Origin of the sequence: Bradyrhizobium nivariense (assembly GCF_029846695.2) — a bacterium.
Taxonomy (GTDB): Bacteria; Pseudomonadota; Alphaproteobacteria; order Rhizobiales; family Xanthobacteraceae; genus Bradyrhizobium.
The window spans coordinates 1-26,924 of record NZ_JARWCR020000068.1; the positions used below are offsets into that span (position 1 = coordinate 1).

At 61.6% G+C, this 26,924-nt stretch carries 17 protein-coding genes and 3 pseudogenes; 16 read left to right on the top strand and 4 right to left on the bottom strand.

Going from position 1 to position 26,924, the window contains the following annotated elements; translation table 11 throughout:
• Positions 1 to 351 precede the first annotated feature (351 nt).
• Entirely contained in the window at positions 352 to 1,092 is a 741-nt protein-coding gene (locus QCM77_RS36165) for a class II aldolase/adducin family protein (RefSeq protein WP_280096151.1), read from the top strand.
• 1,150 nt (positions 1,093 to 2,242) lie between these two features.
• On the opposite strand, the gene QCM77_RS36170 is transcribed toward QCM77_RS36165, so the two are convergent.
• Positions 2,243 to 3,787, bottom strand: a complete 1,545-nt coding sequence (locus tag QCM77_RS36170) for an acetolactate synthase large subunit (protein WP_280096152.1) — start codon at positions 3,785 to 3,787, stop codon at positions 2,243 to 2,245.
• A gap of 829 nt (positions 3,788 to 4,616) precedes the next feature.
• Between QCM77_RS36170 and istA the strand changes: the two genes are divergently transcribed.
• On the top strand, positions 4,617 to 6,131 hold the full coding sequence (gene istA, locus QCM77_RS36175; protein ID WP_462804375.1) for an IS21 family transposase: 1,515 nt from the start codon (positions 4,617 to 4,619) through the stop codon (positions 6,129 to 6,131).
• A gap of 455 nt (positions 6,132 to 6,586) precedes the next feature.
• Here istA and QCM77_RS36180 read toward each other — a convergent pair whose 3' ends face one another.
• Positions 6,587 to 6,934 carry a helix-turn-helix domain-containing protein gene (locus QCM77_RS36180; RefSeq protein WP_280096154.1) on the bottom strand — a complete coding sequence of 116 codons (348 nt, stop codon included), beginning with the start codon at positions 6,932 to 6,934 and terminating at the stop codon, positions 6,587 to 6,589.
• 133 nt (positions 6,935 to 7,067) lie between these two features.
• On the opposite strand from QCM77_RS36180, the gene QCM77_RS36185 reads away from it, so the two are divergent.
• The 5 genes from QCM77_RS36185 (at position 7,068) to QCM77_RS36205 (ending at position 12,757) form a co-directional block, all read left to right on the top strand.
• A complete protein-coding gene (locus tag QCM77_RS36185) occupies positions 7,068 to 8,321 on the top strand; it encodes a sarcosine oxidase subunit beta family protein (RefSeq protein ID WP_280096155.1) in 1,254 nt (417 codons plus the stop codon).
• A 72-nt stretch (positions 8,322 to 8,393) separates the two neighbouring features.
• Complete coding sequence (locus QCM77_RS36190) at positions 8,394 to 8,696, top strand: sarcosine oxidase subunit delta (protein ID WP_280096156.1); 303 nt, start codon at positions 8,394 to 8,396, stop codon at positions 8,694 to 8,696.
• Positions 8,693 to 11,707: a sarcosine oxidase subunit alpha gene (locus QCM77_RS36195; protein WP_280096157.1), complete on the top strand. Its 3,015-nt coding sequence runs from the start codon at positions 8,693 to 8,695 to the stop codon at positions 11,705 to 11,707. The genes QCM77_RS36190 and QCM77_RS36195 overlap by 4 nt, the downstream gene beginning before the upstream one ends.
• On the top strand, positions 11,704 to 12,228 hold the full coding sequence (locus QCM77_RS36200) for a sarcosine oxidase subunit gamma (RefSeq protein WP_280096158.1): 525 nt from the start codon (positions 11,704 to 11,706) through the stop codon (positions 12,226 to 12,228). Before QCM77_RS36195 ends, QCM77_RS36200 begins: the two co-directional genes overlap by 4 nt.
• Before the next feature lie 406 nt (positions 12,229 to 12,634).
• Positions 12,635 to 12,757 carry a hypothetical protein gene (locus tag QCM77_RS36205; RefSeq protein WP_511337224.1) on the top strand — a complete coding sequence of 41 codons (123 nt, stop codon included), beginning with the start codon at positions 12,635 to 12,637 and terminating at the stop codon, positions 12,755 to 12,757.
• Positions 12,758 to 12,892: 135 nt separating this feature from the next.
• Here QCM77_RS36205 and QCM77_RS36210 read toward each other — a convergent pair whose 3' ends face one another.
• Positions 12,893 to 13,519: a TetR/AcrR family transcriptional regulator gene (locus tag QCM77_RS36210; protein ID WP_280096159.1), complete on the bottom strand. Its 627-nt coding sequence runs from the start codon at positions 13,517 to 13,519 to the stop codon at positions 12,893 to 12,895.
• Between the two features lie 145 nt (positions 13,520 to 13,664).
• On the opposite strand from QCM77_RS36210, the gene QCM77_RS36215 reads away from it, so the two are divergent.
• From QCM77_RS36215 to QCM77_RS36245, 7 genes and pseudogenes are all read left to right on the top strand, one after another.
• Positions 13,665 to 15,701: an oxidoreductase gene (locus tag QCM77_RS36215; RefSeq protein WP_280096160.1), complete on the top strand. Its 2,037-nt coding sequence runs from the start codon at positions 13,665 to 13,667 to the stop codon at positions 15,699 to 15,701.
• 298 nt (positions 15,702 to 15,999) lie between these two features.
• Positions 16,000 to 16,305, top strand: a pseudogene (locus tag QCM77_RS36220) (GFA family protein); the annotation flags it as partial.
• 99 nt (positions 16,306 to 16,404) lie between these two features.
• A pseudogene (locus QCM77_RS36225) lies at positions 16,405 to 17,672 on the top strand (IS256 family transposase).
• A 387-nt stretch (positions 17,673 to 18,059) separates the two neighbouring features.
• Positions 18,060 to 18,482, top strand: a complete 423-nt coding sequence (tnpA, locus tag QCM77_RS36230; protein WP_280096161.1) for an IS66-like element accessory protein TnpA — start codon at positions 18,060 to 18,062, stop codon at positions 18,480 to 18,482.
• Positions 18,476 to 18,829 carry an IS66 family insertion sequence element accessory protein TnpB gene (gene tnpB / locus QCM77_RS36235; protein ID WP_280096162.1) on the top strand — a complete coding sequence of 118 codons (354 nt, stop codon included), beginning with the start codon at positions 18,476 to 18,478 and terminating at the stop codon, positions 18,827 to 18,829. Before tnpA ends, tnpB begins: the two co-directional genes overlap by 7 nt.
• Positions 18,830 to 18,880: 51 nt before the next feature.
• Positions 18,881 to 20,445, top strand: a pseudogene (gene tnpC, locus QCM77_RS36240) (IS66 family transposase).
• On the top strand, positions 20,442 to 21,122 hold the full coding sequence (locus QCM77_RS36245) for a plasmid pRiA4b ORF-3 family protein (RefSeq protein WP_462804376.1): 681 nt from the start codon (positions 20,442 to 20,444) through the stop codon (positions 21,120 to 21,122). The pseudogene tnpC and the gene QCM77_RS36245 overlap by 4 nt, the downstream one beginning before the upstream one ends.
• A 200-nt stretch (positions 21,123 to 21,322) precedes the next feature.
• On the opposite strand, the gene QCM77_RS36250 is transcribed toward QCM77_RS36245, so the two are convergent.
• Entirely contained in the window at positions 21,323 to 22,243 is a 921-nt protein-coding gene (locus QCM77_RS36250) for a LysR substrate-binding domain-containing protein (protein ID WP_280096164.1), read from the bottom strand.
• Positions 22,244 to 22,754: 511 nt separating this feature from the next.
• On the opposite strand from QCM77_RS36250, the gene QCM77_RS36255 reads away from it, so the two are divergent.
• Positions 22,755 to 24,788, top strand: coding sequence for an FAD-dependent oxidoreductase (locus QCM77_RS36255; protein ID WP_280096165.1), 2,034 nt, complete (start codon positions 22,755 to 22,757; stop codon positions 24,786 to 24,788).
• A 638-nt stretch (positions 24,789 to 25,426) separates the two neighbouring features.
• On the top strand, positions 25,427 to 26,650 hold the full coding sequence (locus tag QCM77_RS36260) for a pyridoxal phosphate-dependent aminotransferase (RefSeq protein ID WP_280096166.1): 1,224 nt from the start codon (positions 25,427 to 25,429) through the stop codon (positions 26,648 to 26,650).
• The last annotated feature ends 274 nt before the right edge of the window (positions 26,651 to 26,924 follow it).

A 26,924-nucleotide genomic window follows, 5' to 3' on the forward strand; every position in this document is an offset into this window, starting at 1 on the left:
CCGGCCGACAAGCCTGACCCGCAGTTTCTGATCATCGTCGCTCATCACAAGGTGTCCACCTATTTTGGTGGACACCTCATGCATCAGGGCACTCAAAAGCAAAAGGTGCGGAGAAATTAGCGCTTACCTTGCAGCTATGTCGCGCGGAGACAAGATCGAGAAGATGGGCTGCCGGCCGAATGCGATCTCTATTGTGTCGCTCGAAACGAACGCGGACATACGCCAGATTGAGCTGATGCTCGTGTGCCGAAAAGGTTGTTTCCGCGATGAGCCAAAGCGCCAAGGCTCGGGTCCACATAGCACGATCGTCGGTTTTTGCTCGGTCTTGGCCTGATAAGAGGAGAAAAGCGAGTGCGTAATATTGATGTCCAGGAATGGGAGATCCGCTGCGATCTGGCCGCAGCGTACCGTTTGATCGCACATTTCGGTATGGACGACCTAATCTATACTCACCTTTCCGCAAGACTTCCCGGCAAGGAGCACCGTTTTCTCCTCAATCCCTACGGACTGATGTTCGACGAGATCACGGCGTCTAGCCTCGTCGTCGTTGACACCGAGGGGCACGCGATTGAGGAGCACAAAGAGTCCAAGATCAACAGCGCAGGCTTCACAATCCATTCCGCTGTGCACATGAATCGGGAAGATGCCCAATGTGTCATGCACACGCATACTGTGGCGGGCATGGCAGTGGCTGCGCAGGAGCAGGGTCTATTACCGTTGAATCAAATTTCAATGGGCTTCTACGACGGCGTTGCGTATCACGGCTATGAGGGCATCGCGCTCGATCTCGACGAGCGCGAACGGCTGGTACGCGATCTCGGCGGCAACGACGTAATGATCCTGAAGCACCACGGTTTGCTTACAGTCGGGCGTACCATCGCTGAAGCCTTCTTTAACATGTACTATATGGAGCAATCTTGCCGCATCCAGCTCGCAGCAACGCAGGGCGGACAAAAGATCGCTCTACCATCCAGCGAAGTCGCCACTCATACGGCAACGCAGTCCAATCGTAGTCCCAGCACCAAGGGCCAGCGGCCGTGGGCGGCGCTCAAGCGTCGGCTCGACCGCATAAGCCCAGACTACGCGACCTGATGGTCAAGCAAGAATGGCTGAAGCGTGGGTGCTGACTCAGCAGCTTAGACTTCAACAAGCGCACTGCGTCGCGGCGTGAGAAACGAGCCGTGTCAATTTCGGAAGGGATGACCATATGACAAACCAGATGCTCAACAATGGGACGCGGGAGCGAGAAACGCAGCCGCTCTGTGGCGCACGATGAAGGCGAATGGCTTTCGATGAACACGCGCCTAGTCGTCGGGCGCGTCTCCTAGCCGCAACGCACTGCGGCCTGAAGGTGATCTCGGAATAGGCGCGACGCCGACCTGCCAAAAGGGCGGATGAGAGCAGCCTGGCGCGAGTCCCGTCGGCCCGGACCATCGCCCGGTCGATGACCACCGGTCGCGAGAGATCTCGCGAAGGCTGAAACTGTCACGATCGCGGCGATCGAGAACGGTGTGCGGTCGTCGCCGACTATGGCGCGATCGCGCCTCCAATGCATGGTCGCTTCCTTGCGAAGGGCGTCCGCCCGGACGAAGCCGCTGTGGGAGTAGCGACCCTCTGGACCTGGTCAACGTCAGGCCGAATCCCACTCGGCTCAAGCTAGTCAAACGCCAGATGTACAGCCGGGGGAATATCGATCTCCTCCAGGTGCGGCTTAACGGTGCCCCGTGACTGAAGACGTCAGTGAAACTCGTCAGAGCCAAGAGTTCAGTGGCGGGAATCTAAGAAAGCGCAAACCGGAGATACTTGCAGAAGTGCCCGCTTTAGCGTCACAACCCAAGCCTATACTATATCATTCTGCCCAGTCGAATATTCGTTTGTGCCTTCACTTCGCCGTCACGATCTCATGTCGATAAGGATCGTTCAACTACTTGATCCCTCGTCGAGCGCTCACCCCCGAGCCGATCGCGCCGCGATCTTCGCCGTTCAGACGTCTTAGCCTGTGAATATCACAATCGGTCCCCCGGATTCATGCGTCTGATGTCGTACTCGCTTCAGGCGGGGTCCAGCGAAGCTCCCCCCATTGTTGGCCATCCCAGCGGAACCACGATCCGACTGCGATTAGATACCCGGCGGTTCTTGTGAGCTTGGCTTTCCGAAGGCCATCGCTCATTCCTTAGGGACACTGGCGGTCGAGGGCCTACGTGATGAAAACAGAGGTGCCGACCGGAGCATCGGCGATGCCCTAAATCAGGACTTCGATCAGGCAAGGTCCAGACGATTGCACAGCTTCCGCGAGGGCTTTGTTGAATTCGTCCGCTGTTTGAACCGCGCAACCGGGCACACCCAAACCTTTCGCGAGCGCCACGAAATCGATTGTGGGTCGGTCGATGCCAAGCATATCGCGGGCACGCTTGCCAGGCTCACCGGCGCCTACGTTGTCGAATTCACCACGCAAGATATTATAATTCCTGTTGGCGAACACGATCGTAACGACGTCGAGCCCCTCGCGCGCTTGCGTCCATAGCGACTGAAACGTGTACATCGCGCTGCCGTCGCCGACCATGCAAAAGACCTTCCGATTAGGACAGGCCACCGCGGCACCAGTAGCGACCGGGGTCGAATAGCCGATTGCCCCACCCATGTCTTGCAGCCAGTCATGCGGAGGGGCGGCCGCCGTCGGAGGGAAGAAGCCCCGACCGGTGGTGATCGACTCATCTGCAACGATGGCGTTTTCCGGGATCGCACACGCGATGGCCTGAGCGATGGCTGCCAGCGTTAAGGGGCCGGTAGGTTTGACCAACTCGTCAAGCCGCTGCAACTTGACGTCCTTGGGGGTCGCCCCGATGGCCAATGCGAGAGCTTCGAGAGCCTCAACGGATTGCTCGCCCCAGTTGGTCAAGCGATGCACCTCGCAGTCCTCGGCTTTGAGATAGCTCGGCTTGTTCGGATAGGCGAAGAACGCGACGGGATTGTTGGACTCTACCAGGATGATGTGCTTGAAATCCTTCAAGGTTTCGATCGCATGGTCGACCGCGTATGGAACCCTGCCAACGTAAAAGCGGTTGCGGCCGCGCGCCATCCGTTGGTGACAGGTCTCCCCCAACACTGCACAGCCGCTCTTGCCGGCAATACGCTCCGCGAGCGCCAGCCCCCGTTCGCCGAGCGAGCTGCCAGCGACGAGCAGGAGAGTGGAGCTCCCCTCCCGGTGGAGGATGCGTGCGGCCGCTTCGACGGCTTGGGGATCGAAGCTGCGCGGCTTGTCCTCGGGTACCTTAGCCGAGCCCTCAGCCTCGTTCCAAGCCGTATCGGCCGGCAGGATCAGGGTCGCTATCTGCGGTGGCGCGCCTCTGGCGGCGGCGATAGCCGCAGCCCCATCCGCCGCGACCGACCTGGCGCTCGGTGAGGTTCGGACCCAGTCTGACATCGGCCGTGCCAGGCCTTCGATATCCGATGTTAGCGGTGCGTTATGTGCGATGTGATGAGTCGCATGCTGACCAACGATGTTAATGACGCCGGAATGAGCCTTCTTAGCGTTGTGAAGATTGGCGAGCCCATTGGCCAAGCCGGGGCCAAGGTGCAGCAGGGTTGAGGCCGGGGTGCCCTTCATGCGAAAGTAGCCATCCGCCGCTCCCGTCACTACGCCCTCGAAGAGGCCGAGGACGCAGCGCATGCCCTCGACCCGGTCGAGAGCGGCTACGAAATGCATCTCGGATGTGCCTGGGTTAGCGAAGCAGACCTCAACTCCGCCGTTCACTAAGGTTCTGACCAGGCTTTCCGCACCGTTCATTTCAAACTGCTCCTCGTTAAGCTTGATTTGACTGTTTGTCAAAATATGTCATTTTGTCAACAGTGGAATGCCGGTGAAAGCCGCGCCGGTCAAGGCTGGGCGCACCGGCAGCTCGGCTTCGCGTGGCCAAGTACGGCGACCACCGCCTTTGTACCACCACGCACGCGGGGTTTACTTCCGCGATGGCGTGGAGCAAGACCGCTCGACTTTGGTCGATCGGGGCGGCCGTTCGGCGCGAATGGCCGTCAGGTGGCGCTATGGGCGCCGTGCCCATCACAACAAGCGCGGCGGCCCGGGCGCGAATGAGGTGGTGGACGTGACGATGGTGCGGCCGCATGCGCGCGAAAGCGATACAGGTATCAGTCGCCGCGAGCGAGGACCTGCGCTCCGCCATGACAGGAGTGACTGCCGGGCGTGACGGCGCACACTTTCGTGGAATCAGCTCAGTTGGGCTACCGAGCGGGCGTGCCGATACTGATGACGAGGTTGGCGGTGCCCCTGTTTCAATCCCGGTATGGCGGCACCTGGGTTGCCGTCGAATGTTTCGTTGATGATCATCTACCCGTGAAGACATGGCCGGGCATTGCCCGGTGAGGTTCCTTGTAGCGGTGGCTTGGCTGTCCGACGGCTCGAACGTCGCGCGGCGATCAGGATGGAAGAGCGCGTCAATCAAGGTGAGAGAGTTTCGCCGGGCTCGTGACGAAGGGAGGGCGTAGCCCGACCGGAGTTACGAGCCCGGCGTCGGCGCGATCCGCTAGGGACCGCGCCGACTGGTGATCGCGGCCGGCAGGTTATGCAAGTGGTTCTTCCGCCAAGAGGAATCACTCGCTTGCCCGGCCGACACATCACAGATCACCAAATGAGGCTCTACATGAAGAACCGTCAGACCGACAGCCCGCCAGTGGCGGCGGCCAAGGCATCATTCAGTGCGGCGACCGCTTATCGGATCGAGAGAGATCCCCGACTTCCGTCGCAAAAGAAGGCTCCCCGCGGCCGGCGACGACCGGACCCGTTGAGCGAGGTGTTCGAGACCGAGATCGTCCCGATCCTGAAGTCGGCACCTGGCTTACGCCCGGTCGCGGTCTTCGAGGAGATGCTCCGACGTCATCCTGATCTCGGCACCGGTATCCGTCGTACCCTGGAACGTCGTATCCGTGCCTGGCGGGCGATCCATGGCGAGGAGCAGGAGGTCATCTTCCGCCAGATCCATGAGCCTGGCCAGCTCGGCCTCTCCGACTTCACAGACATGGGCGAGTTGGGTGTTACGATCGCGGGCGCACCGCTGGATCATCGTCTCTATCACTTCCGTTTGGCCTATTGCGGCTTCGAGCACGCTCATGTCGTGCTTGGCGGCGAGAGCTTCGTTGCCCTGGCCGAAGGCCTGCAGAATGCCCTCTGGTCGCTCGGTGGGGCGCCGCGGGAGCATCGGACCGACAGCCTGTCGGCCGCATTCTGCAATCTCGATCGCGATGCACGGGATGATCTGACGCAGCGATACGAGGCCCTTTGTGCCCATTACGGCATGCGGCCTTCCCGCAACAATCGAGCCGTGGCCCACGAGAATGGCTCGATCGAAGGGCCCCACGGTCATCTTAAGCGAGCAATCGCGGACGCCTTGCTGCTGCGCGGAACTGTCGACTTCGACGATCTTGCCACCTATCGCGGCTTCATCGATGAGATCGTCAGCCGCCGCAATGCCCGCAACGCCAAGCGGATCGATAGCGAGCGCGTGGTATTGCAGGAGCTGCCCGATCTCCGCACCTCCGACTACGAAGAGGTGATCGTCCGCGTGACGTCTTCGGGCGGCTTCACCCTGCGCAAGGTGTTCTACACGGTCCCATCGCGCCTGATCGGTCACCGGCTGCGGGCACAACTCTACGACGATCACCTCGACGTGTTCGTCGGTGGCACGCATCTCCTGACCTTGCCGCGCGGGCGGCCGCATCCCAACGGCAAGTACGACCAGGTCGTCGATTATCGGCACGTGATCCATTCCCTGCGGCGCAAGCCAATGGCGCTTCTCAATCTGGTCTATCGGGACAGGCTGTTCCCGCGCGAGGGCTATCGGCGAACCTTCGACCGATTGCGCGAGCGCTTACCGGACAAGAAGGCCTGCCGGATCATGGTCGATCTCCTCGCGCTCGCTCATGAGCGCGGCTGCGAGGCCGAGCTCGCCGATCAGCTCACGGCCGACCTTGACGCCGGCCGACTTCCCGAACTCAACCGGCTGCGCGCTCACTTCGCTCCTGCCCCCGTCCACCTGCCGAACGTCGTGGTGCAGTTCGCGCCGCTTGCCACCTACGAATGCCTCATTGGTACCGCCGAGACCGGAGGTGCCGCATGAGCGTGGCCAACACCGTTGATACCGCGCGCCTCAATCTGTTGCTCAACGAGCTCCGGCCGCCAGAGCCATTCCTGCCAATAGGAGCGTTTGCATAAATTCTCCATTGCGCGCCCCTCTGCGCCAAATTGATCGTCGCTCATCATAGCTTGGCGGCGAGAGTTGACATTTTGTCAATCTACGTCATTTTGTCAATCGCAAAGGGCGCTACGCAGATGTGTCGAGCAACAACGGGCGTATATGCAGCCTAGTGGCTAATGCCGACCGCTGGAAGGAGTGATGCACGATCGATGCTGCGAATCGGATTTCTGTATGAGCTGGCAGGGCCAGGAACTCGCGCTGCCGATGGGGCCGCCCTCTGCACCGCCGCTGCGCCGGCGGTCGTGCGAGCCCTACAGAGCACAATCGCGCGCGGCACAGCAGACCCCCAGATCCAGGCGCACTTCATTGCCTCGCTCTCATCGAGCGATATGGTGGAACCAGCTCCCGCAGGCGCGATAGCCCTGCATCAATCCGGCCCGGTACAGGATGAAGGTACCGGTACAGACCCCGACCGCCGCCGCACGCCTCAGGAAGCTCACCGTGTTGGGATGCAGATTCTCGATCTCACCAACCAGGCCGCCAGCGACCACGAGATGGTCGGATCGCGCCCGGTCGCCCAGTCGTTCCTCCGGCTGGACGACGATGCCGCAGCTCGAGGCGATGGCCTGCATCGTTGGCGACAAGATGCGCCAGGCGCAGGGAATGAGCCGGTAACCGGTCGCCTTGTAACGAAGTTCGCAAAGTCTCAGAGCGTGAACCGGCAAGTTAGGATGAATCCGACCGTCAGTGCCGCCATTCGCCCTCCATGCCGCCAGCATCCAACACATCTGACGGGTTTATACAGCCCGAATTCGCGCCATCCCGTTATGTAGTTCAGGGAGAATTCGGAAGGTCGGCATGACACACTTCTCTTTTGCTCAGGTCATCAAGGGCGCGCTGGGCGGCCAGAAGAACTGGACGCCCCAGTGGCCGGACGCTCAGCCGAAAGCCGCCTATGACGTGATCATCGTCGGCGCCGGCGGGCACGGCCTCGGCGCGGCCTATTACCTGGCGAAGGAGCACGGGATCATCAATGTCGCGGTGATCGACAAGGGCTGGCTTGGCGGCGGCAATACCGGCCGCAACACCACGATCATCCGCTCGAACTATCTCTACGACGAGAGCGCGCGCCTCTATGATCACGCGCTCGATCTCTGGGAGACGCTCTCCCAGGACCTGAATTACAACGTCATGTATTCCAAGCGAGGCGTGATGATGCTCGCGCACCACGTCCATGACGTTCAATCCTTCCAGCGCCATATCCACTCCAACCGCCTGAACGGCGTCGACAATCAATGGCTGACGGCGAAGGAGGCGAAGCTCTTCTGCCCGCCGCTCGATATCTCGCCCTCGGCACGCTATCCGGTCGTCGGCGCGGCCTTGCAGCGGCGAGCCGGCACCGCCAGGCACGACGCCGTCGCCTGGGGCTATGCCCGCGGCGCAGCCGCGCGCGGCGTCGACATCATCCAGAACTGCCCGGTCACGGCGATCCGCCGCGGCCCGGACGGGCGGGTGGTCGGCGTCGAGACGCCGAAGGGCTTCATCGGCGCAAAGAAGGTCGCGGTCTCCGCCGCCGGCCATACCTCGGTCGTGATGGAGACCGCCGGCGTGCGCCTGCCGCTCGAATCCTATCCGCTGCAGGCGCTCGTCTCCGAGCCGATCAAGCCGATCTTACCCTGCGTCGTCATGTCGAACTCGGTGCATGCCTATATCAGCCAGTCCGACAAGGGTGAGCTCGTCATCGGCTCCGGCACCGACCAGTATGTGAGCTACTCCCAGCGCGGCGGCCTGCCTCTGATCGAGCACACGCTGGCGGCGATCTGCGAGATCTTCCCGATCTTCCGGCGCATGCGGATGCTGCGGAAGTGGGGCGGCATCGTCGACGTGACGCCCGACCGCTCGCCGATTATCGGATTGACGCCGGTCCCGGGCCTCTATGTCAACTGCGGCTGGGGCACCGGCGGCTTCAAGGCGACGCCGGGCTCGGCGCATGTCTTCGCCCATACCATCGCCCGCGATCAGCCGCACCCGATCAATGCCCCGTTCACGCTCGAGCGTTTCACCACCGGCCGGCTGATCGACGAGGCGGCCGCTGCCGCCGTCGCGCACTAGATTTTTGATTTTCCATCGGATTCTTCCGAAAAGTGGATTCCACTTTTCGGTCCGATGCTCTGAGGACCCGCCATGCTGCTGATCCGTTGCCCCTATTGCGAGCAGGACCTGCCCGAGCTCGAGTTCGCCTATGCCGGCGAGGCCCATATCGCCCGACCGCAGGACCCGTCGAAGCTCAGCGACGAGGAATGGCGCGACTTCCTCTTCATCCGCTCGAACCCGCGCGGTGTTCATTTCGAGCGCTGGCGCCACGTCAACGGCTGCGCCCGCTTCTTCAACGCGGCGCGAGAGACCGTCTCTGACCGCTTCCTTCACACTTACAAGGCGGGTGAGGCCCGCCCCGACATCTCCGGCCTGACGGGAGGCGCCGAATGACCAGCCACCGCCTTCCCGGCCGCGGCCGCGTCGATCACCGCAAGCCCGTCCGCTTCACCTTCGACGGCAGGAGCTATCAGGGGTTAGCCGGCGACACCCTCGCCTCGGCGCTGCTCGCCAACGGCGTCCACCTGATGGGCCGGTCCTTCAAGTACCACCGCCCCCGCGGCGTGGTGTCTGCCGGCTCCGACGAGCCGAACGCGCTCATGGGCACAAGCCGCGGCCGCGGCCGCTTCGAGCCGAACACCCGCGCGACGATCCAGGAGCTCCGCGATGGTCTCGAGGTGACCAGCCAGAACCGCTGGCCGAGCCTCGCCTTCGACCTCGGAGCGGTCAACGACCGCCTGGGCTCGCTCTTCTCCGCCGGCTTCTACTACAAGACCTTCATGTGGCCCCGCGCCTTCTGGGACCGCGTCTACGAGCCCATCATCCGCAAAGCCGCGGGCCTTGGTGTCTCTCCCACCGAGCCCGACGCCGATCGCTATGCCAGCCGCTTCGCCCACACCGACGCGCTCGTGATCGGCGCAGGCCCTGCTGGCCTTGCCGCGGCGCTCGCCGCCGGCCGGTCCGGCGCCTCCGTCATCCTCGTCGACGAGACCGCCGAGCCCGGAGGCAGTCTTCTCTCCGAGCCATCGGTGACGATCGACGGCAAACCTGCTTGGGATTGGCTCGCCGCGGTCCTCGCCGAGCTGGCTGCGCTCCCGAATGTCACCGTCATGCCGAGGACGACGGCGATCGGTTACTACCACCAGAACTTCATCGGCCTCGCGCAGCGCCTGACCGACCACCTCGCCACCCCGCCCGAAGGCGCACCTCGCGAACGCCTCTGGCGTGTTCGGGCGCGCGAAGTGGTCCTCGCGCAAGGAGCGCTGGAGAAACCCCTCGTCTTCGACGGCAATGATCGCCCCGGCGTGATGCTGGCCAGCGCCGCGCAGACTTATCTTCACCGCTACGGCGTCAGGGTCGGCGACCGCCCGGCCATCATCACCACTCATGACTCGGCCTGGTTCGCGGCCTTCGACCTCGCGGAGGCCGGCGCCAAGCCCACCGCGATCGCCGATATCCGTGCGAGTGTCGACCCGTCCCTTGCGGCTCGTGCTCGCGCCCTCGGCATCGAGACCCTGCTCGGCCATACTGTTACCGGAACCTCGGGACGCCTGCGAGTGAAGTCGCTGCGCGTCAACCGGATCGAGAACGGCGAGGCCGGCGCCGCCCGCACGGTCGCCTGCGACGCGGTCCTGATGTGCGGCGGCTGGACCCCCAGCCTGCATCTCTTCAGCCACACCAAGGGCAGCCTGACCTGGGACGGCGGGCTTCAGGCCTTCCTGCCGGGCGAGAAGACCGAGGCTGTCCACATGGCCGGCGCCTGCCGAGGCCTTTGGGGCATCGCCGCCGTCCTCGACGACGGCGCCGCTGCGGGGACCGAGGCCGCCCGTGCCGCCGGCCGGGACGCGGCGGCACAGAGCTACGCCGTAAACACCGACCGCACCGGCTCGGGCGTCACGCTCACGGAGCTGGCGACTGACCGCGACCCGGGAAGCGCCAAGGCGTTCATCGATTTCCAGAACGACGTCACCGCCAAGGACATCCGCCTCGCGGTCCGCGAGGGCATGCGTTCGATCGAGCACGTCAAGCGCTACACCACCAACGGCATGGCAACGGACCAGGGCAAGATGTCGAACATCAACGGCCTGTTGATCGCCGCCGATGCGCTGGGCAAGGAGCCGCCGCAGGTCGGCCTCACAACCTTCCGCCCGCCTTACACGCCGACCACCTTCGGCATCTTCGCCGGCTACCACCAGGACGCCACCTTCGAGGTCACGCGCAAGACGCCGATCGACCCATGGGCCGAAGCGCAGGGCGCTGCCTTCGAGCCCGTCGCCCTCTGGCGCCGCGCCTGGTACTTTCCGAAGGTGGGCGAAGACATGCACGCCGCCGTCGCCCGCGAGTGTCGCGCGGTGCGCGCCTCCATCGGCATCTTCGACGCCTCGACGCTCGGCAAGATCGAGGTCGTCGGGCCGGACGCCGTCACCTTCATGGAGCGGATGTATACCAACCCCTGGGCGAAGCTCGGGGTCGGGCGCTGCCGCTACGGCCTGCTGCTCGGCGAGGACGGCTTCATCCGCGACGACGGCGTCATCGGCCGCCTGGCGCAGGACCGCTTCCACATCACCACGACCACCGGCGGCGCCGCCCGCGTCCTCAACACGATGGAGGACTACCTCCAGACCGAATGGCCAGACCTCAAGGTCTGGCTCACCTCCACCACCGAACAATGGGCCGTCATCGCCCTGCAGGGCCCAAACGCGCGCAAGCTGCTCCAGCCCTTCGTCGAGGACCTCGACATCTCCGAAGCCGCTTTCCCGCACATGTCGGTCGCGACCTGCACCGTCGCCGGCTTCCCGGCGCGGCTGTTCCGCATCTCCTTCACCGGCGAGCTCGGCTTCGAGGTCAACGTTCCCGCCCGCCACGGCCGAGTCCTCTGGGAGAAGCTATGGCAGGCCGGCCAGTCCTACGGCATCACGCCCTATGGCACCGAGACCATGCACGTGCTGCGGGCCGAAAAAGGCTACATCATCATCGGCCAGGACACCGACGGCACGCTGACCCCGGACGATGCCAGCCTCACCTGGGCGATCGGCAAGGCCAAGCCCGACTTCGTTGGCAAGCGCTCGCTCGTACGCCCCGACATGGTGGCGACGGGCCGCAAGCAGCTCGTCGGCTTACTGACCGACGACCCTAGTATCGTGCTGCAGGAGGGCGCCCAGATCGTCGCCGACCCGAACCAGCCGAAGCCGATGACCATGCTCGGCCATGTGACGTCCTCCTACTGGAGCGAGGCGCTCGGCCGGTCGATCGCCATGGCGCTCATCGCGGACGGCCGCGCCCGCGACGGGCAGACGCTGCACATCCCGATGCCGGACCGGACGCTGACGGCCCGCGTGGTCAAGAGCACGGTCTTCTACGATCCCGAAGGCGCACGCCTCAGCGCCCGAGAGGAAACGCCATGAACGTAATGACCGCCTCGTTCGTCCCAGTGACGATCACCGAGCTGCCGCCGACCACCCGGATCTCGCTGCGCACCGCCGACCCGGCCGCCACCGGCGCCAGCCTCGGCCTCGAGCTCTCGGCGAGTGTCGGCACCCGCGCAGTTGCCGGCGCCCGCACCGCCCTGTGCCTCGGTCCCGACGAGTGGCTCCTCGAGGCGCCCGAGGCAGAGGCCGCCGCGCTCACCGCGCCCCTCGCCGAGCTAACGGCGCGGTTGCCGCTCAGCGCCGTCGAAGTTTCCGACCGCGAGATCACCGTCGCGCTCGCCGGCCCTGCCGTCCGCGACCTGCTCAACACCGGCTGCCCGCGCGAGATCGCGAAGCTCGCGGTCGGCTCCGGCTGCCGCACGATTTTCGACACCGTTCAGGTGGTGCTGACCCGCGAGGCCGAGGACCGCTTCCACCTGACGGTCTGGCGCTCTTTCACGCCCCAACTTCGCACCCTTCTCGACATTGCCGCCCGCGAACTCGCCGTCGGCCTTTGAAAATTGGAGGAATCGCCATGCTCGATACCTCTCCGACCAGGCCGTGCAGCCGCCATCGGCCGCGACCTTGGCCGCCAGCAGAAGCAGATCTAGCTGATCGTCTCGGAGAATATCGTCTCCATGACCGGTGCGACGACCGTCCACAATCTCGCGTATGGTTATCGGCCAAGGGCCGCCTGGCGGCGGGATTCGCCCCCTTCAGCCGAGCCAAGTTTAATTTAGGCGGTTGAGGAATGGCGGAGTCGTGGCAATGGAGGCGCTTGACCGCGACCTCCGAGTCGTATGCCCGAAAAAAAGCGCGCCTGCTTTCCTGTGATGGAGTCGAATAAAAGCTGGTCGAGCACTAGGTCACCGGAGGAGACTCGCATTTTCGACGCTTATGCAGGCGCCTTCGCAACTCGAGGCGGTGAAGCAGGCCGCGAACATCACCGGCGACAGCGGCAAGTTGAAAGTCCGTACGCAGTTGGCCGCGAGCTCGGCTTTTGAAAGCGCGAAGCAGCGCTTCGTCGGCGATTTGTTCCGACGCTAATCCGCGCGATCGAGCAGGACATGGGTCGAGTACATTCCGCCTGCGGCTAGGATCGACTCAGCGATGGCTCCGCCATGCCAGTCGCTGCCTCATCGCGCCAATCCGCAACGTCCCGGCCATTCACGCTCGCCCCGCTCAACCGGCATAGCCATGCCGGGCAAAGAAGCGATCGAGCTCCTTTTGCTCCGGTGCCTGGCCGGTGAAGGTCTTCACATATTCGGGAATTCGCTTCATGCGAACGGTAATATCCTCGCGCGTCTGCATAGAAATATATCCGATCTGAACAAGATAAACCGTACGGGAGTGGACTTCCGCCAGCATCTCATCGTGGCCGAAACGTAGGAGCATCCGCTTTAGGGCGTCAAGGCGAAGCACGTCAGCCTTTTGGACTTCCGCGAGTATGTCGGGCGACTGCAGTGCCCAACCTCGGATCGCGTTCTCAAACTGCGAGTCGAATAACTTCTGGTCCAGCCAGCAGTCGAAGACGTTCAGCATTGCCTCGGCGATCGTCTCCGCATAGGCCTCCGACTGCTTGACCAGATTTCCTGTGTTCTTGTCGCGCCAGCGCGAGACCAGGGCTGCGAGAAGTTCCTCGCGATCCTTGAAGAACCAATAGAAGCTGGTCCGCGATAGGTGGAGTTTCTTGGCAAGCGGCAGGATTTTGACCGCGTCTATGCCGGAATCCAGCAAGGAATCATAGGCCGCTTCAACCCAGAGTTCCTCTGATCCGCGCCAGCCGCCGTCACTTAGTGTTTGATCCATCACCGTCCTCATAAAGGTTCGTAGACCGCGAGGCTTGAAACTGTACATCAATGTTCATGAAGAGGACATAAGAGTCATGCAGATTGACACAAGTGTCCATAATCCGTTAGCGTCACCGATAATTGACTAAGCCGGAGCCCCGCGCATGTCCAACGACCCCCTCCTTCAGCCCTATCGCCTGAAACACCTCACCATGCGCAACCGCATCATCGTGACCTCTCACGAGCCGGCCTATCCGGAGGACGGTATGCCGAAGGAGCGCTATCGGGCCTATACGGTGGAACGGGCGAAGGGCGGCGTGGCCCTCACGATGACGGCCGGCTCCGCGGCGGTATCCAAAGACAGCCCTCCGGTCTTCAACAACCTGCTTGCCTACAAAGATGAAATCGTGCCGTGGATCAGGCAGATGACGGATGCCGTGCATGAAAACGGTGCAGCCATCATGATCCAATTGACCCATCTCGGCCGGCGTACGCGCTGGGATAAAGGCGACTGGTTTCCCGTGGTCGCTCCGTCCCATCATCGTGAAGCCTCACATCGCGCCTTTCCCAAGAAAATCGAAGACTGGGACATCGAGCGCATCATCAAGGACTTCGCCGACGCTGCAGAGCGCATGAAGGCGGGCGGCATGGACGGCGTCGAACTCGAAGCTTACGGGCACTTGCTCGACCAGTTCGCCTCTCCTCTCACTAATGAGCTCGACGGCCCCTACGGCGGTCCGCTCGAAAACCGCCTACGCTTTTGCATGGATGTGCTGAAGGCTATCCGTTCGCGCGTCGGCGAAAACTTCATCCTTGGCGTGCGATACACGGCCGACGAGTGCCTCCCCGCCGGCAACGGAAAGGCCGAGGGTATCGAAATCTCCAAGCGTCTCAAAGAGAGCGGGCTCATCGACTATTTGAATGTGATCCGCGGCCATATCGATACGGATGCCGGCCTGACGGACGTCATCCCGATTCAGGGCATGGCAAATTCACCGCATCTCGATTTTGCAGGTGAGATCCGTGCCGCGACAGACTTCCCGACGTTTCATGCCGCGAAAATCCCGGATGTTGCCACCGCCCGGCACGCCATCGTCTCTGGCAAGGTTGACATGATCGGCATGACGCGCGCACACATGACCGATCCGCACATCGTCCGAAAAATCATCGAGAAGCGCGAGGATGACATCCGCCCCTGCGTCGGAGCAAATTACTGTCTTGATCGCATTTACCAGGGCGGCGCGGCATACTGCATTCACAATGCGGCCACGGGCCGCGAGCTGACCATGCCGCACCAGATAGCCAAGACCGATCAACCCAAGAAGATCGTGGTCGTCGGCGCTGGCCCGGCCGGGCTCGAAGCTGCCCGGGTCGCTGGCGAGCGGGGCCACGACGTCGTAGTGTTCGAGGCGGCTGGCCAACCCGGCGGACAGATTCGCCTGACTGCCCAGAGCCCCCGCCGCCGCGAAATGATTAGCATCATCGATTGGCGCATGGCGCAATGCGAGAAGCTCGGCGTACGATTCAATTTCAACACATGGGCGGAAGCAGACACCGTCCTCGCCGAAAATCCCGACGTCGCGATCATTGCGACAGGAGGCCTTCCGCATACAGAAGTGTTGTCGAAGGGCAACGAACTCGTCGTGTCAGCCTGGGATATTATTTCAGGCGACGTGAAGCCGGGCGGCAACGTGCTGCTGTTTGACGATGCCGGCGATCATGCCGGCCTGCAGGCAGCCGAGTTCCTGGCGAATGCGGGCGCCAAGGTCGAGATCATGACGCCCGATCGCTCCTTTGCACCCGAGGTGATGGCCATGAACCTCGTACCCTATATGCGCTCACTCCAGAAGCTCGACGTGACCTTCACCGTTACCCTCAGGCTCGCTGGGGTGGAGAAGCAGGACAACCAGCTCATCGCGCATATCGGCAGCGACTATGGCGGTGTCGCAAAGCAGCGCTTCGTCGATCAGGTGGTGATCAATCATGGGACAATCCCGCTCGACGATCTCTATTTCGAATTGAAGCCGGCCTCGCGCAATCACGGCGAACTCTCCCACGAGCAGCTCATCGCCGGCGTGCCGCAGTCGGTCATCCGCAATCCCGAGGGCAGGTTCCAGCTTTTCCGCATCGGCGATGCCGTCGCGGCCCGAAACACGCACGCGGCGATCTACGATGCGCTTCGCCTCGCCAAGGACATTTGATTCGTTGTTCCGCCGCCTAAGCTGCGATTTGTTCTGTGATTCATCGCAGCGAGAGCCTGCAACGTTCCCCATCTCGTCAACACGACGAAGTGCGGAGTCGATCAAATTGGCGGCGACCGAATGAGCTCAGACGGATTTATGCGGCCCATGACGGTCCACTCAGACTAAAATCCATGATGGCCATCGCCATTCTTACTTCTTCATCTTTCCTTTGATAGACGATCACGCGGAGAAGCTGAAGAAGTAACCCGGACTTAACATGGCCAAGCGGTCGCCGGCTGAACCAGCGAGAAGGACCATGGAAACTATCGCCATTCATCCGTCGGTCGACCAAGGCTGAATACCTACAGGGGCGGACGTTCTCCGGAGGCACGCTCGTCTGTGAATGCGTAACTGCTCCTGTGAAGGTCAAGGTCAAGAGCGACATTGCGCATAATCACACGTGCGGCTGCACGAAATGTTGGAAGCCCGCCGGCGCGGTCTTCTCCGTTGTCGCCGTCGAGTGAGAGCATCGAGGTTACGGAAAATGCAGACAAAGCTTGCCATCGTGGACCCGTCGGCTTTGATCCAACGTCATGCCTGCGAGGCGTGTGGCGTGCACATGCGAGCTATCGCCCAAAGTTGGTGACGGCGGGAATCGGGAAGGCGGCATATCGTGGGGGTGCTTGACGCCTCCACTTCTCCACCGAAGGAGCGATATGCCGTGTCCAACGATAACGTCATCCAGCTGATTCAGCCAGGAATCTTCGACGATCAACTCACAGAAGTCTTGCGCGACGGGGCAAGGCGGTCGAAGCCGAGGTTGCAGACTTTCTCGGCCAGCATGCCGATTTGAAGACCGCGGACGGCCACCAGCGCGTCGTCCGCCATGGCCACCTGCCGGAGCGCGACGTGATGACCGGTATCGGTCCGGTCGCCGTCCGCCAGCCGCGTGTACGCGATCGCGAGGCCGCCGCTGCCGATCCTGGCCGCATCCGGTTCTCGCCGTCGATCCTGCCGCCCTACATGCGCCGCTCGAAGTCGATCGAGTCGCTGCTGCCGGTCCTTTATCTGAAGGGGATTTCGACCGGCGACTTCTCCGAGGCGCTGGCGGCGCTGCTTGGCAAGCATGCTGCCGGGTTGTCGGCCTCCGCGATCGGCCGCTTGAAGGACGGCTGGCTGGACGAGCATGCCGCGTGGCAGAAGCGCGATCTGTCGGCCAAGCGCTACGTCTACATCTGGGCTGATGGCATCCATCTCGAAGCCCGCCTCGAAGCCCAAAAGCAATGCATCCTCGTGCTGATCGGCGCGACGCCGGAAGGCCGCAAGGAACTGGTCGGCTTCATCGATGGCGCTCGCGAGAGCGCGCACGATTGGCGCGATCTGCTGCTCGATATGAAGCGGCGCGGGCTCGACGTGGCCCCGCAGCTCGTCATCGCCGATGGCGCACTCGGGTTCTGGAAGGCGGCCGGTGAGGTCTGGCCGAAAACGCGCGAGCAGCGCTGCTGGGTGCACAAGACCGCCAACGTACTTGCCAAGCTGCCGAAGAGCCAGCACCCGAGAGCCAAACGCGCGTTGCAGGAGATCTGGATGGCCGAGACCAAGGCCACAGCCAAGCTGGCGTTCGATGCCTTCATCGAGAGCTACACGCTGAAATACGAGAAGGCCGCCGACTGCCTGCGCTAGGATCGAGACACGCTGCTGGCTTTCTACGACTTCCCGACCGAGCATTGGAAACACCTGCGCACGGCCAGCCCCATCGAAAGCACCTTCGCTACCGTGCGCCACCGCACGATCCGATCGAAGGGCTGCCTATCCAACAAGACCGCGCTCGCGATGGTCTTCAAACTGGTCGAGGGCGCGCTGAGAAGCTGGCGCCGTCTCGACGGTCATAAGCAGTTGCCAAAACTCATTCTCGGTGTGACATTCAACAACGGGATCGAGGTCATCGCCAAGCCGACCGACCGTCAGCCCGAAACCGCCGCCGCCTGACCGACCCGGCCGTCACCGAAATTTGGCGATAGCTCTCGGCGCATTGAACTGGTGAGGTGCATTCATTTCCAATGCACCGAACCCAGCATGTCTTGCTGGCTGCCGTGCGAGCTTTCGTGGCGCCAAGCGCGGCTCGTCAGCGCTCGGCTACCTGGTTGCGTTGCCAGTTACTCCTCTCCGAAGGACACGGCTCTCATGCCGCCAGTAAAACCAACCGTTCTGTATGCGGCCAGCGTCGTCCTGAGAGATGCAAGCGCGCTGCAGAAGCCAGGGCCGGTTTCAGAGGTGACACTTCGTCCGTAAGCGTGGCGTTGAGGCCCTTGAGAATTGTTGTACTCAATCCTGAGAGCACCGCTAGAAGAGTCATCTTCTGCAAGGGTGCTCATAATGGACGACCATTCGGACGACATAAGACGACCGTTGTCACCGCGTATCGAAGTGTACGCAGGCGCAGGTCGAAAGCGCTGGCCGGACGATTTGAAGGCACACATTGCCGCGGAAAGCCTTGAGCCGGGGGCGATTGTCACAGATGTCGCGGGTCGCCATGGGTGCCGGCCCCAGCAGGTGCACGACTGGCGGCGCCGGGCGCGTTTGGGCCAGTTGGTGCTGCCGGCTTCGGCGGACACGCTGTCGTTCGTGCCGGTGGTATCGGAATCGGCGCGACCGGCGGCCGCAGAGCCCACCGGGTCGCCGGAAGCAGCCGTTGTAACGGTTGAACTCCAGGGGGCACGCGTGGAGGTGCGAGGGACGCCTGGCCTTGCTGTGTTGAGTGATGTGTTCTTGGCGCTTCGACGGACACGTTCATGCTGACGGCGCCCGCGAGCCTCATGATTTACGTGGCGACGCAACCTGTGGACTTCAGAAAAGGTGCGGAGGGCTTGGCGCTGTTGGCGAAGGAGACGCTGGGCCATGACCCGATGAAGGGCGTGGCGGTGGTGTTCCGTGCGAAGCGCGCCGATCGGGTGAAGATTGTCGTCTGGGATGGCAGCGGGCTTGTGATGTATTGGAAGCGGCTCGATGGCAGCGGCTTCAAATGGCCTCCCATCGTGGCCGGCGTGATGCGGATGAATGCCGCCCAGCTGTCCGCGCTTCTGGCCGGCATGGATTGGACGCGGATGCACGCGCCTCGAATCCCGCAGCCGAAAGCACTTGCGTAGGAGATAAAGTCTTCGCTGCATCGGGGCGCGAAGCATGGCAGACTCGGGCCAATGAGTGATTTGCCTGATGAGCTGCCGAGCGATCCAACCGAGCTGCGTGTCTTTGCCGCGGCTCTGCTGGATCGTTGCGCCGGGCTCGAGCGGTTGCTCAAGCTTGCGAAAGATGCGCAGTTCGGTCGATCCTCGGAAAAGCTGGACGCTGATCAGCTACAGCTTGTTCTGGAGGACATCGAAGAGGCCGTCGCGGCTCTCGAAGCAGCTGAGGATCGCGCCAATCACAAAACATGTGAGAGGAGAGCTACCAAGCGCAGAGCCAACCGTGGTCAGCTTCCGGAGCATTTGCCGCGCATCGTCGAAACCCTGATGCCGGCTGCAACCTGCTGCCCGTGCTGCAAAGGCGATCTCGTTGAGATTGGTCACGATGAGAGCCAGAGGCTCGACGTCGTTCCGGTGCAATACAGGGTGATCGTCACCCGCCGGCCCAAGCTGGCCTGCCGCGCCTGTCATGGCGTCGTCCTCCAGCACGCTGCGCCCGAGCGATTGATCAAGGGGGGACTGCCCACCGAGCGTCTCGTCGCGCATGTAATTGACGCCAAGTATCATTGGCATTTGCCGCTCTATCGTCAGGCGCAGATGCTGGCGACCCACGGTATCGCCATCGACCGTTCCACGCTCGCCTTCTGGGTCGGCTACGCCGCCCAGGAATTGAAGCCCTTGTGGCATCGTCTGCGCCAGCTTCTGCTCGCCTCTTCGAAGCTCTGTGTCGATGAGACCCCGGCGCCGGTGCTGGATCCGGGGCGCGGCAGGACCAAAACCGGCTACTTCTGGGCGCTGTCACGCGATGACAGGCCCTGGGCCGGACCTGACCCACCTGGCGTGGTTTACGCCTATGCACCGGGCCGTGGGGCCGTTCATGGCTTGAGGCTGCTCGAGGGCTATCGCGGCATCATCCACTGCGACGGCTATCAGGCTTACAAGACCATGACCCGAGAGACGCGTGCGGACGCCTTGTCCGGAACGCTCGCCTTCTGCTGGTCGCATCTGAGGCGCCAGTTTGTGAAGATCGAGCGCGAGGCTGCTCCGGCGCCAGCTCCGGTTGCCCGCGAGGCTCTTGAGCGCATCGCCCAACTTTACGCGGTCGAGAAGCGCTCCGCGGCCGATCGGATGCCGAGCGCCGTGCTGGCAGGCAGGCGCATGCCCGACCTCTGGCTACAGCCTTGAAGCAGTGGTTTGAGGCCAAGCTTGATTACCTTGCACAAAAGAGCGACACGGCGAAGGCCTTGCGTTACGCGTTGCGTCATTGGGACGGCCTCACGCTCTACCTTGATGACGGGCGCATCGAGATGGACACGAATGCTGTCGAGCGTGCGATGCGGCCCATCAAGCTCAACGCCAAGAACTCCCTTTTTGCCGGTTGCGACGAGGGCGCCGAGAATTGGGCAGTTCTGGCATCGTTAATCGAGACCTGTAAGCTCAATGGCGTCAGTGCCGAGCACTGGCTCGCTGATGTTCTCGCGAAGCTCGTCAATGGTTGGCCTGCGGCGCGACTGGACGAACTGCTCCCTTGGGCGTCGATCTACACGATGCATGCACACGATCCGAGGCTGGCGGCATGAGCCTGAACACGACCGCGGTCCGGATCAAGGTGACCCTCAAGGACGTGAAACCGGAGGTGATGCGATGCCTTGTCGTGCCGCTCACGCTGCGCCTTGATCGGCTGCATCTGACGCTTCAGGCGGCGTTTGGCTGGACGAACAGCCATCTCTTCGAGTTCCTGGCCGGCGAAGGACGTTGGGGTATCCCTGATCCCGATGGTGATTTTGGCCCCCAGCCCATCGATGCCCGCAAGGCGCGGCTCTGCGATATCGTTCAAGAGAGTGGCGCCAAGACGATCCATTATCTCTACGACTTCGGCGACAGCTGGGACCATCTGATCAAGCTTGAAAAGTGGTTCGACAACACGACAACGGAGGGACTTCCGTTCTTGCTCGAGGCCGCCGGCCGTTGTCCTCCGGAAGATGTCGGCGGTGCGCCAGGCTATGCCGAATACCTCGACGCCATCAGCGACCCCACCCATCCGGAGCACGAACATATGCGCCTCTGGGGCCCGGAGCAGTTCGATCCCAACGTCGTCGACCGGAAGGCGCTTGAGGCCGCTGTCAATGCGTTGTCCGACATATGGAAGCCGCGCCGGCGCACCACGCGCTCAAAAATAGACGTCAAGCGCCAATCAAATGGGCCTCAGAGCTACGCTTACCTTCGTCCATTCCTGGCAATCTTTCAACATGGATAAAGATAGAGAGTCTGGCCGGCGCGTGCTTCCAGGTGTCGGAGCACGTAGCTCCGTCTTGCTTGCTATCGCTCCAAAACCGCCCCTCGGTCAGTGGAGGAAGGCCGTGTGGTTAGGGCGTTTACAGCTCGGTGCCAATGCTCCCGCGCGCCCGTGTCAGCGGCAGCACTGGACGCTGCTCAGGCTACGATGATGGTCGCGCTTCAGGCCATGCGCCCTGAAATAGAGGCCAAAATGGCTTGTGATGTCGAGATGATCCAATCTCCAACATCTTCGGCGAGGCGTCGTGAAGGACCGTAGCCGGGATAAACCAGACAATAGCTTCTGCCTGTCCTAAGCGTCCGTGGCAGCGCGGGTACAAGTAGGCCCTCACGAATCAGATAACCGCAGGATGTCACGTATCCCAACGCGACGCCGCGGCCATTCAAGGCTGTTTGGATAACGACGGAATAATCCGGTACCCTGATTTCCCGCGTGGGCGCATCAATGGCCTGGTTGGTCAGCTCAAGAAACTCCTGCCAGGCTATGCGAGGTGTCACAAGCGTGACAAGGGTGTGAGCGCCCGCGTTTGCTGGGCGGTCTAACATTCCATTTCGTGCGATGTAATCCGGTGACGCAACTGCAATTAGCCACTCGGGCGCGAAGGATATAGCGCGATCCCCGGTGGCAACCTTGCTGTCGAGGCGCAGGCCCAGGTCACATGAACCCATCGGCCCCATAGCCTCCCCGCAGGTCAGTTGGAAGTTGAGAGTTGTATCGGGGAACGCGTGACGGAACTCGTCCATTTGAGGAATTAGCCAGTGAGCTGCAAAGGCAGTTGACAGCGACAGTGTCAGCGCGTCAGGCCGCCTGGGTTTGGATGAAATTCGATCGATCGCCGTTTCCAGAGCCATAAAGGTTAGCTGAATCGCCTGGTGCAGGGACTCGCCTTCCGCCGTAAGAGCCAGCTTTGCTTTCTCTCTTTTAAACAGCTTCACTCCGAGATGATCTTCTAGGGCCGCAATGCCTTTGCTGACCGCCGGCTGCGTGACATTCAGAAGTCTGCCGGCCTCGGAGAAGCTCATTGTTTTGGCAGCTGCTTCGAAGGTGAAGAGTGCGGAGGCAGAGGGTAGTTTGGTTCGCAAGCTCATAATGCTGAGTTATACCCTTATGAAGCGGATGTGCATTCATAGAAGCCAATTCTTATGGTCTGTTTCCCTAATGAGGTTGTCACGCTTCCAATTAAGAAACGACATGTCAGAGCGCCGCCAGTGCTGTTATCCAAATAGGGCCTTGCCTTTCAAGGCCGAGAGCAGACAGCCTATCCGACGCCGGTCGTGCCGACCTATCCTGAATGAATAACAGGTCGCGTCTACAGGAAAGTAAATGAAAGTATTTTTCATGAACTCGGAATTGTTGTTCGCAACTGGCCAGTCTCAGGCTGTTGAGGGACACCGAGTCAAGTGTAGGAAGAGAGACAGATTGATCGAGGCGTCTGCCAAGGTCTCGTGACGTTCGGTGCACCTTCAGGGCAGGCACGCGTCAGACGCTTCGCGAATATGTAAATCCCCCCAGATAGAGCGACGCTCGACGAAGCTCTCGCGGGTTTCATTGAGTAACGCCCGCTGCGTCTGCCCAGCGGTTAGGAGTGATGTGATGGAAGAAACTCGGAAAGCTACGAAAGACCCTCTCCTGCAGCCGATTACAATACGGAGGTTGCGCCTCAAGAATCGTGTGATGAGCACCTCGCATGCCTCGGGCATGGACGACGACAACATGCCAGCCCTGCGCTATCAGCGGTATCACGAAGAAAAAGCCAAGGGTGGGCTGGCGCTCACAATGTTCGGAGGTAGCTCCAATATCGCACCGGATTCACCTTCCGTGTTTCGGCAACTGGACGTCGGAAGCGACAGGATCATTCCTTACTTCCAGCAATTTTCCAACAGGATTCACCAGCATGGCGCTGCGCTCATGTGCCAGATCACACACCTGGGCCGACGAGGCGACGCGCAAGCGGCTGCGTGGCTGCCTACGATCGCACCGTCGGCGGTGCGTGAAGAGCTGCACAGGAATTTTCCTCGCGAGATGGTTCGCCAGGACATCGACCGTGTTGTTAGGGCATTCGGCCAGGCGGCTCGGCGATGCCGGGAGGGCGGGCTCGACGGCCTGGAAACATTGGCGGGCGGACACCTGATCGGCCAATTTCTCTCGCCACTTACGAACCGAAGAACGGATCATTTTGGTGGTCACATCGAGAATCGCGTTCGGTTTGCGCTCATGGTGCATGAGGAGATACGCCGCCAAGTCGGGGACGATTTCATCGTTGGTATGCGCCTCTCGCTCGACGAAGGGGAGGGCGGTCTGCGTTTTGAAGATGTCCTGCAGATAGCCCACATCCTCAAACGCGAAGGGGCGGTAGATTTCTTCAATTGCATGGCGGGTCGCATGGATACCGAGCTGACTTTGGTTGAAGAAAACATGCCGGGAATGAGCCGCCCGCTAGCCCCTCATCTGGACCACGCTGGGCGCTTTCGACGGGAGATCGGCTTACCGCTTTTTCACGCCGCTCGTATTACAGACTTGGCGACTGCACGCTTTGCGGTCCGCGAGGGGATGCTCGACATGGTCGGGATGACCCGCGCCCATATCGCTGACCCTGAGATCGTCAACAAGCTTGCACGGGGCCAAGAGGATCGGATCCGTCCATGCATCGGAGCATCGCATTGCCTTTATAAGAAGCCCCATTGCATTCACAACCCGGCATCCGGCCGCGAAACGGTACTTCCCATGACCGTTGCAACTAGCCCGAGGCCGGGGAAAAAAGTGGTCGTGGTAGGGGGAGGGCCGGCAGGACTGGAGGCTGCGCGGGTAGCTGCGGAGCGCGGCCACAAGGTCATACTTTTCGAGGCTGCAACACGCTTAGGCGGGCAGGTCCAGCTGGCAGCGAAGACATCCTGGAGAAAGGATCTTATCGCAATCGTCGACTGGCGCTCCAGCGAATTGGACCGGCTTGGGGTGGATGTTCGTTTGAATTCCTACGTAGAAAGCGCCGACGTTCTGGCTGAAGAGCCCGACTATGTTTTCATCGCGACTGGCGGTATCCCCACGGGACGCGATTTTCCGGGGGCGGAACTTGCTGCCTCAAGCTGGGACTTGCTGTCAGGGGACTTGCGTGCCGAAAAGGATATACTCATCTGCGATCAGATCGGCCGCCACGAAGCGGTTGCAACAGCGGATCATTTGTCGCGCATTGGGCATGATGTCACCTTGGTCACCACGGACGCGTATGCCGCGCAAGAGATGGGTTACGCCGACCGTGTCATTTTTCACAAACGACTTGCAGAGCAGCGTGTAAAAACGCTGCCCTATCATAAGCTGGCCGCAATCAGGCGCGATGGCAACCGGCTCGTCGCAACGCTGATCCATCAGCTATCAAAGGCTCGGACCGAAGTTACGACCCACCAGGTTGTTTTGGAGGCAGGAACGGAGCCCGCGGCAGATTTGTTCGACGCTCTGCGGAAGCAATCAAGCAATGAAGGAGTAGCTGACATTGACGCAATGGGGCAATGGGCGCCCCAGCCGACATGGCCCGGGCTCGGGTTCGTTCTGCACCGGCTCGGTGATGCCGTAACCTCACGCAGCATTCATGCCGCAATACTAGAGGCGTATAGGCTGACGGTTGATCTTTGATCATTCGATGATTGACATTCGCGCGATCGGGCTCGCTCGGTGCAGCAACTCAAGACGCTGCAAATCCGCACTCGCCCGGAATCCCGATCCGCAGCGAACAGATCAGCCAACAGCTGAGCGACACCTGTATCTTTGGACCATGGAATCGGTTTCGCGTCTCCTCAAGCTGAGAACGCCGCGCCGGCATCATTTGGTCAGTACAACGATGGGCAGATCGAAGGGCTGCCAGGAGGGCCTTGCGGTCCGAAGATGGGCAGCGACGGCTGGGGGTATTCCGACCGCGCCTTGGCCGAAGCGATGGGGCCAGCGGTTGACCGTGGCGATTCCACCTGAGCCCACCCCCATGGGGCTTTCCCGCTATTTCAACGCCTAAAGCCACGCGAACTGGTCGCGGTAAGGTTCCCGCCCAACCAATCTCTCACCATATTTTCTTCGACGAGGTCGCCCACGTCACTTCCGCTTGCCGATGTTTTCTTATTGACCTTTCCGTGCCGTGCCCAATCAGGGGAACAAAGTCTTGACACTATGTCAACATATGGCATTTTGTCAAAGCGGCCGGGAGGGAGCACTCGGTTAGTTGAAATCAGGCGGCGACCAACGAAAATGGCCGCCCAAGGGCAAGAGCCTGGGGGATCTAAATGCGTTATTCGTCCCGAGTGGACCGGATCAGCGGCAGCAGCGTCAGTGCCTGGGACATTCATATCGCCGCACGAAAAGCCAAGTTGCGGGGCGACAACGTGATTCTGCTGTCTGTCGGCGATGCGGATTTTTCGACGCCTGCACCCATCGTCGAGGCTGCGGTCTCGGCTTTGCGCGCCGGCGATACGCATTACACGGAGATTCTCGGCCGGTACGAGTTACGGACGTCGATCGCCGAGCGTCATTCACGCTTGTCTGGCCAGGAGGTGTCGGCCGAAAACGTCATCGTCCTTGGTGGCGCGCAGAACAGCCTCTTCTCCGTCGCGCAGTGCCTTTTCGAGAAAGACGACGAGGTCGTCACTCTAGAGCCGACCTACCTTACCTATCATGCGAGCGTCGGCGCGAGCGGTGCCACTCTCATCCCGGTGCCGCTATCCGTCGAAAAAGGAATGCGTCTCGACACGCAATCGCTGGCCGCGGCTATAACGCCGAAGACGCGAGCCTTTTACTTCGCCAATCCTAACAACCCGACGGGCGTCGTGATGACGCACGAAGAACTCGAGGCTATCGCCGATCTCGCTCGGCGGCACGATCTTTGGATCGTTGCTGATGAGGTCTATGCCGAGCTCACCTTTGAGGCGCCCCATGTCTCGATCGGGGCCCTACCGGGCATGGCGGAGCGTTGCGTCACGATCGGCTCTCTGTCGAAGTCGCATGCGATGACGGGATGGCGCATGGGCTGGACCATAGCGCCCACTGCCCTGATCGAACACATGAGCAATCTCTCGCTTTGCATGCTTTATGGCCTGCCTGGTTTCGTGATGCAGGGTGCGCTCAAAGCGATCGCCGAGAGCGACACGGTCACGGCGGAGATGCGCGCCGTTTATCGCCGACGTCGCGACTTGGTCTTCGATCTACTAAGCGACGTGCCGGGTCTGCGGTGCGCCAAGCCCGAAGCCGGTATGTTCATGCTCGTCGACGTGAGAGCTACCGGACTGTCAGCGCACGACTTCTCCTGGAGCCTGTTTCGAGAGGAGGGAGTATCGGTGCTCGACGCATCGGCTTTCGGTAAGAGTGCCGAAGGACATGTGCGGCTCTCCTTCACGTTGAGTGACGAGCAGCTCGCCGAGGCGTGCCGCCGACTCGCTCGTTTCGTGAGGGGTAGCAAGGCTGCCGAGACATTCTCGGCCGGTTCGCGCCCACCGAAATTCACAGGCCTCTGAAGAACGGGACGCTTTCTTTTGGCATTTTAAATTAGGGAGCGTCTGAAGAACGGTATTTCGCGCGACGAGGGTCTTGAGAGCGCGCGGCGTTTGACCGCTTCTGGCACAATAGACTTCATCAACGTGATCCGCGCTCATATCGATAGAGGGTCTAAGCCACGTGATCCCGGGCATGGGCGCGAGGTCCGCTCCCCATCTTCTTGATTTCGCCGGCGAGGTGCGAACTGCGACGAATTGGACGAGCGGATCATTGGACAGTGGCATTGCTCTTTTT

What these genes read in the sequence shown, in the direction of transcription:
- QCM77_RS36170 (WP_280096152.1), bottom strand. Translation starts at nt 3,787, where the DNA reads ATGAACGGTGCGGAAAGCCTGGTCAGAACCTTAGTGAACGGCGGAGTT.
- QCM77_RS36185 (WP_280096155.1), top strand. Translation starts at nt 7,068, where the DNA reads ATGACACACTTCTCTTTTGCTCAGGTCATCAAGGGCGCGCTGGGCGGC.
- QCM77_RS36190 (WP_280096156.1), top strand. Translation starts at nt 8,394, where the DNA reads ATGCTGCTGATCCGTTGCCCCTATTGCGAGCAGGACCTGCCCGAGCTC.
- QCM77_RS36195 (WP_280096157.1), top strand. Translation starts at nt 8,693, where the DNA reads ATGACCAGCCACCGCCTTCCCGGCCGCGGCCGCGTCGATCACCGCAAG.
- QCM77_RS36200 (WP_280096158.1), top strand. Translation starts at nt 11,704, where the DNA reads ATGAACGTAATGACCGCCTCGTTCGTCCCAGTGACGATCACCGAGCTG.
- QCM77_RS36210 (WP_280096159.1), bottom strand. Translation starts at nt 13,519, where the DNA reads ATGGATCAAACACTAAGTGACGGCGGCTGGCGCGGATCAGAGGAACTC.
- QCM77_RS36215 (WP_280096160.1), top strand. Translation starts at nt 13,665, where the DNA reads ATGTCCAACGACCCCCTCCTTCAGCCCTATCGCCTGAAACACCTCACC.
- tnpA (WP_280096161.1), top strand. Translation starts at nt 18,060, where the DNA reads ATGGACGACCATTCGGACGACATAAGACGACCGTTGTCACCGCGTATC.
- tnpB (WP_280096162.1), top strand. Translation starts at nt 18,476, where the DNA reads ATGCTGACGGCGCCCGCGAGCCTCATGATTTACGTGGCGACGCAACCT.
- QCM77_RS36245 (WP_462804376.1), top strand. Translation starts at nt 20,442, where the DNA reads ATGAGCCTGAACACGACCGCGGTCCGGATCAAGGTGACCCTCAAGGAC.
- QCM77_RS36255 (WP_280096165.1), top strand. Translation starts at nt 22,755, where the DNA reads ATGGAAGAAACTCGGAAAGCTACGAAAGACCCTCTCCTGCAGCCGATT.
- QCM77_RS36260 (WP_280096166.1), top strand. Translation starts at nt 25,427, where the DNA reads ATGCGTTATTCGTCCCGAGTGGACCGGATCAGCGGCAGCAGCGTCAGT.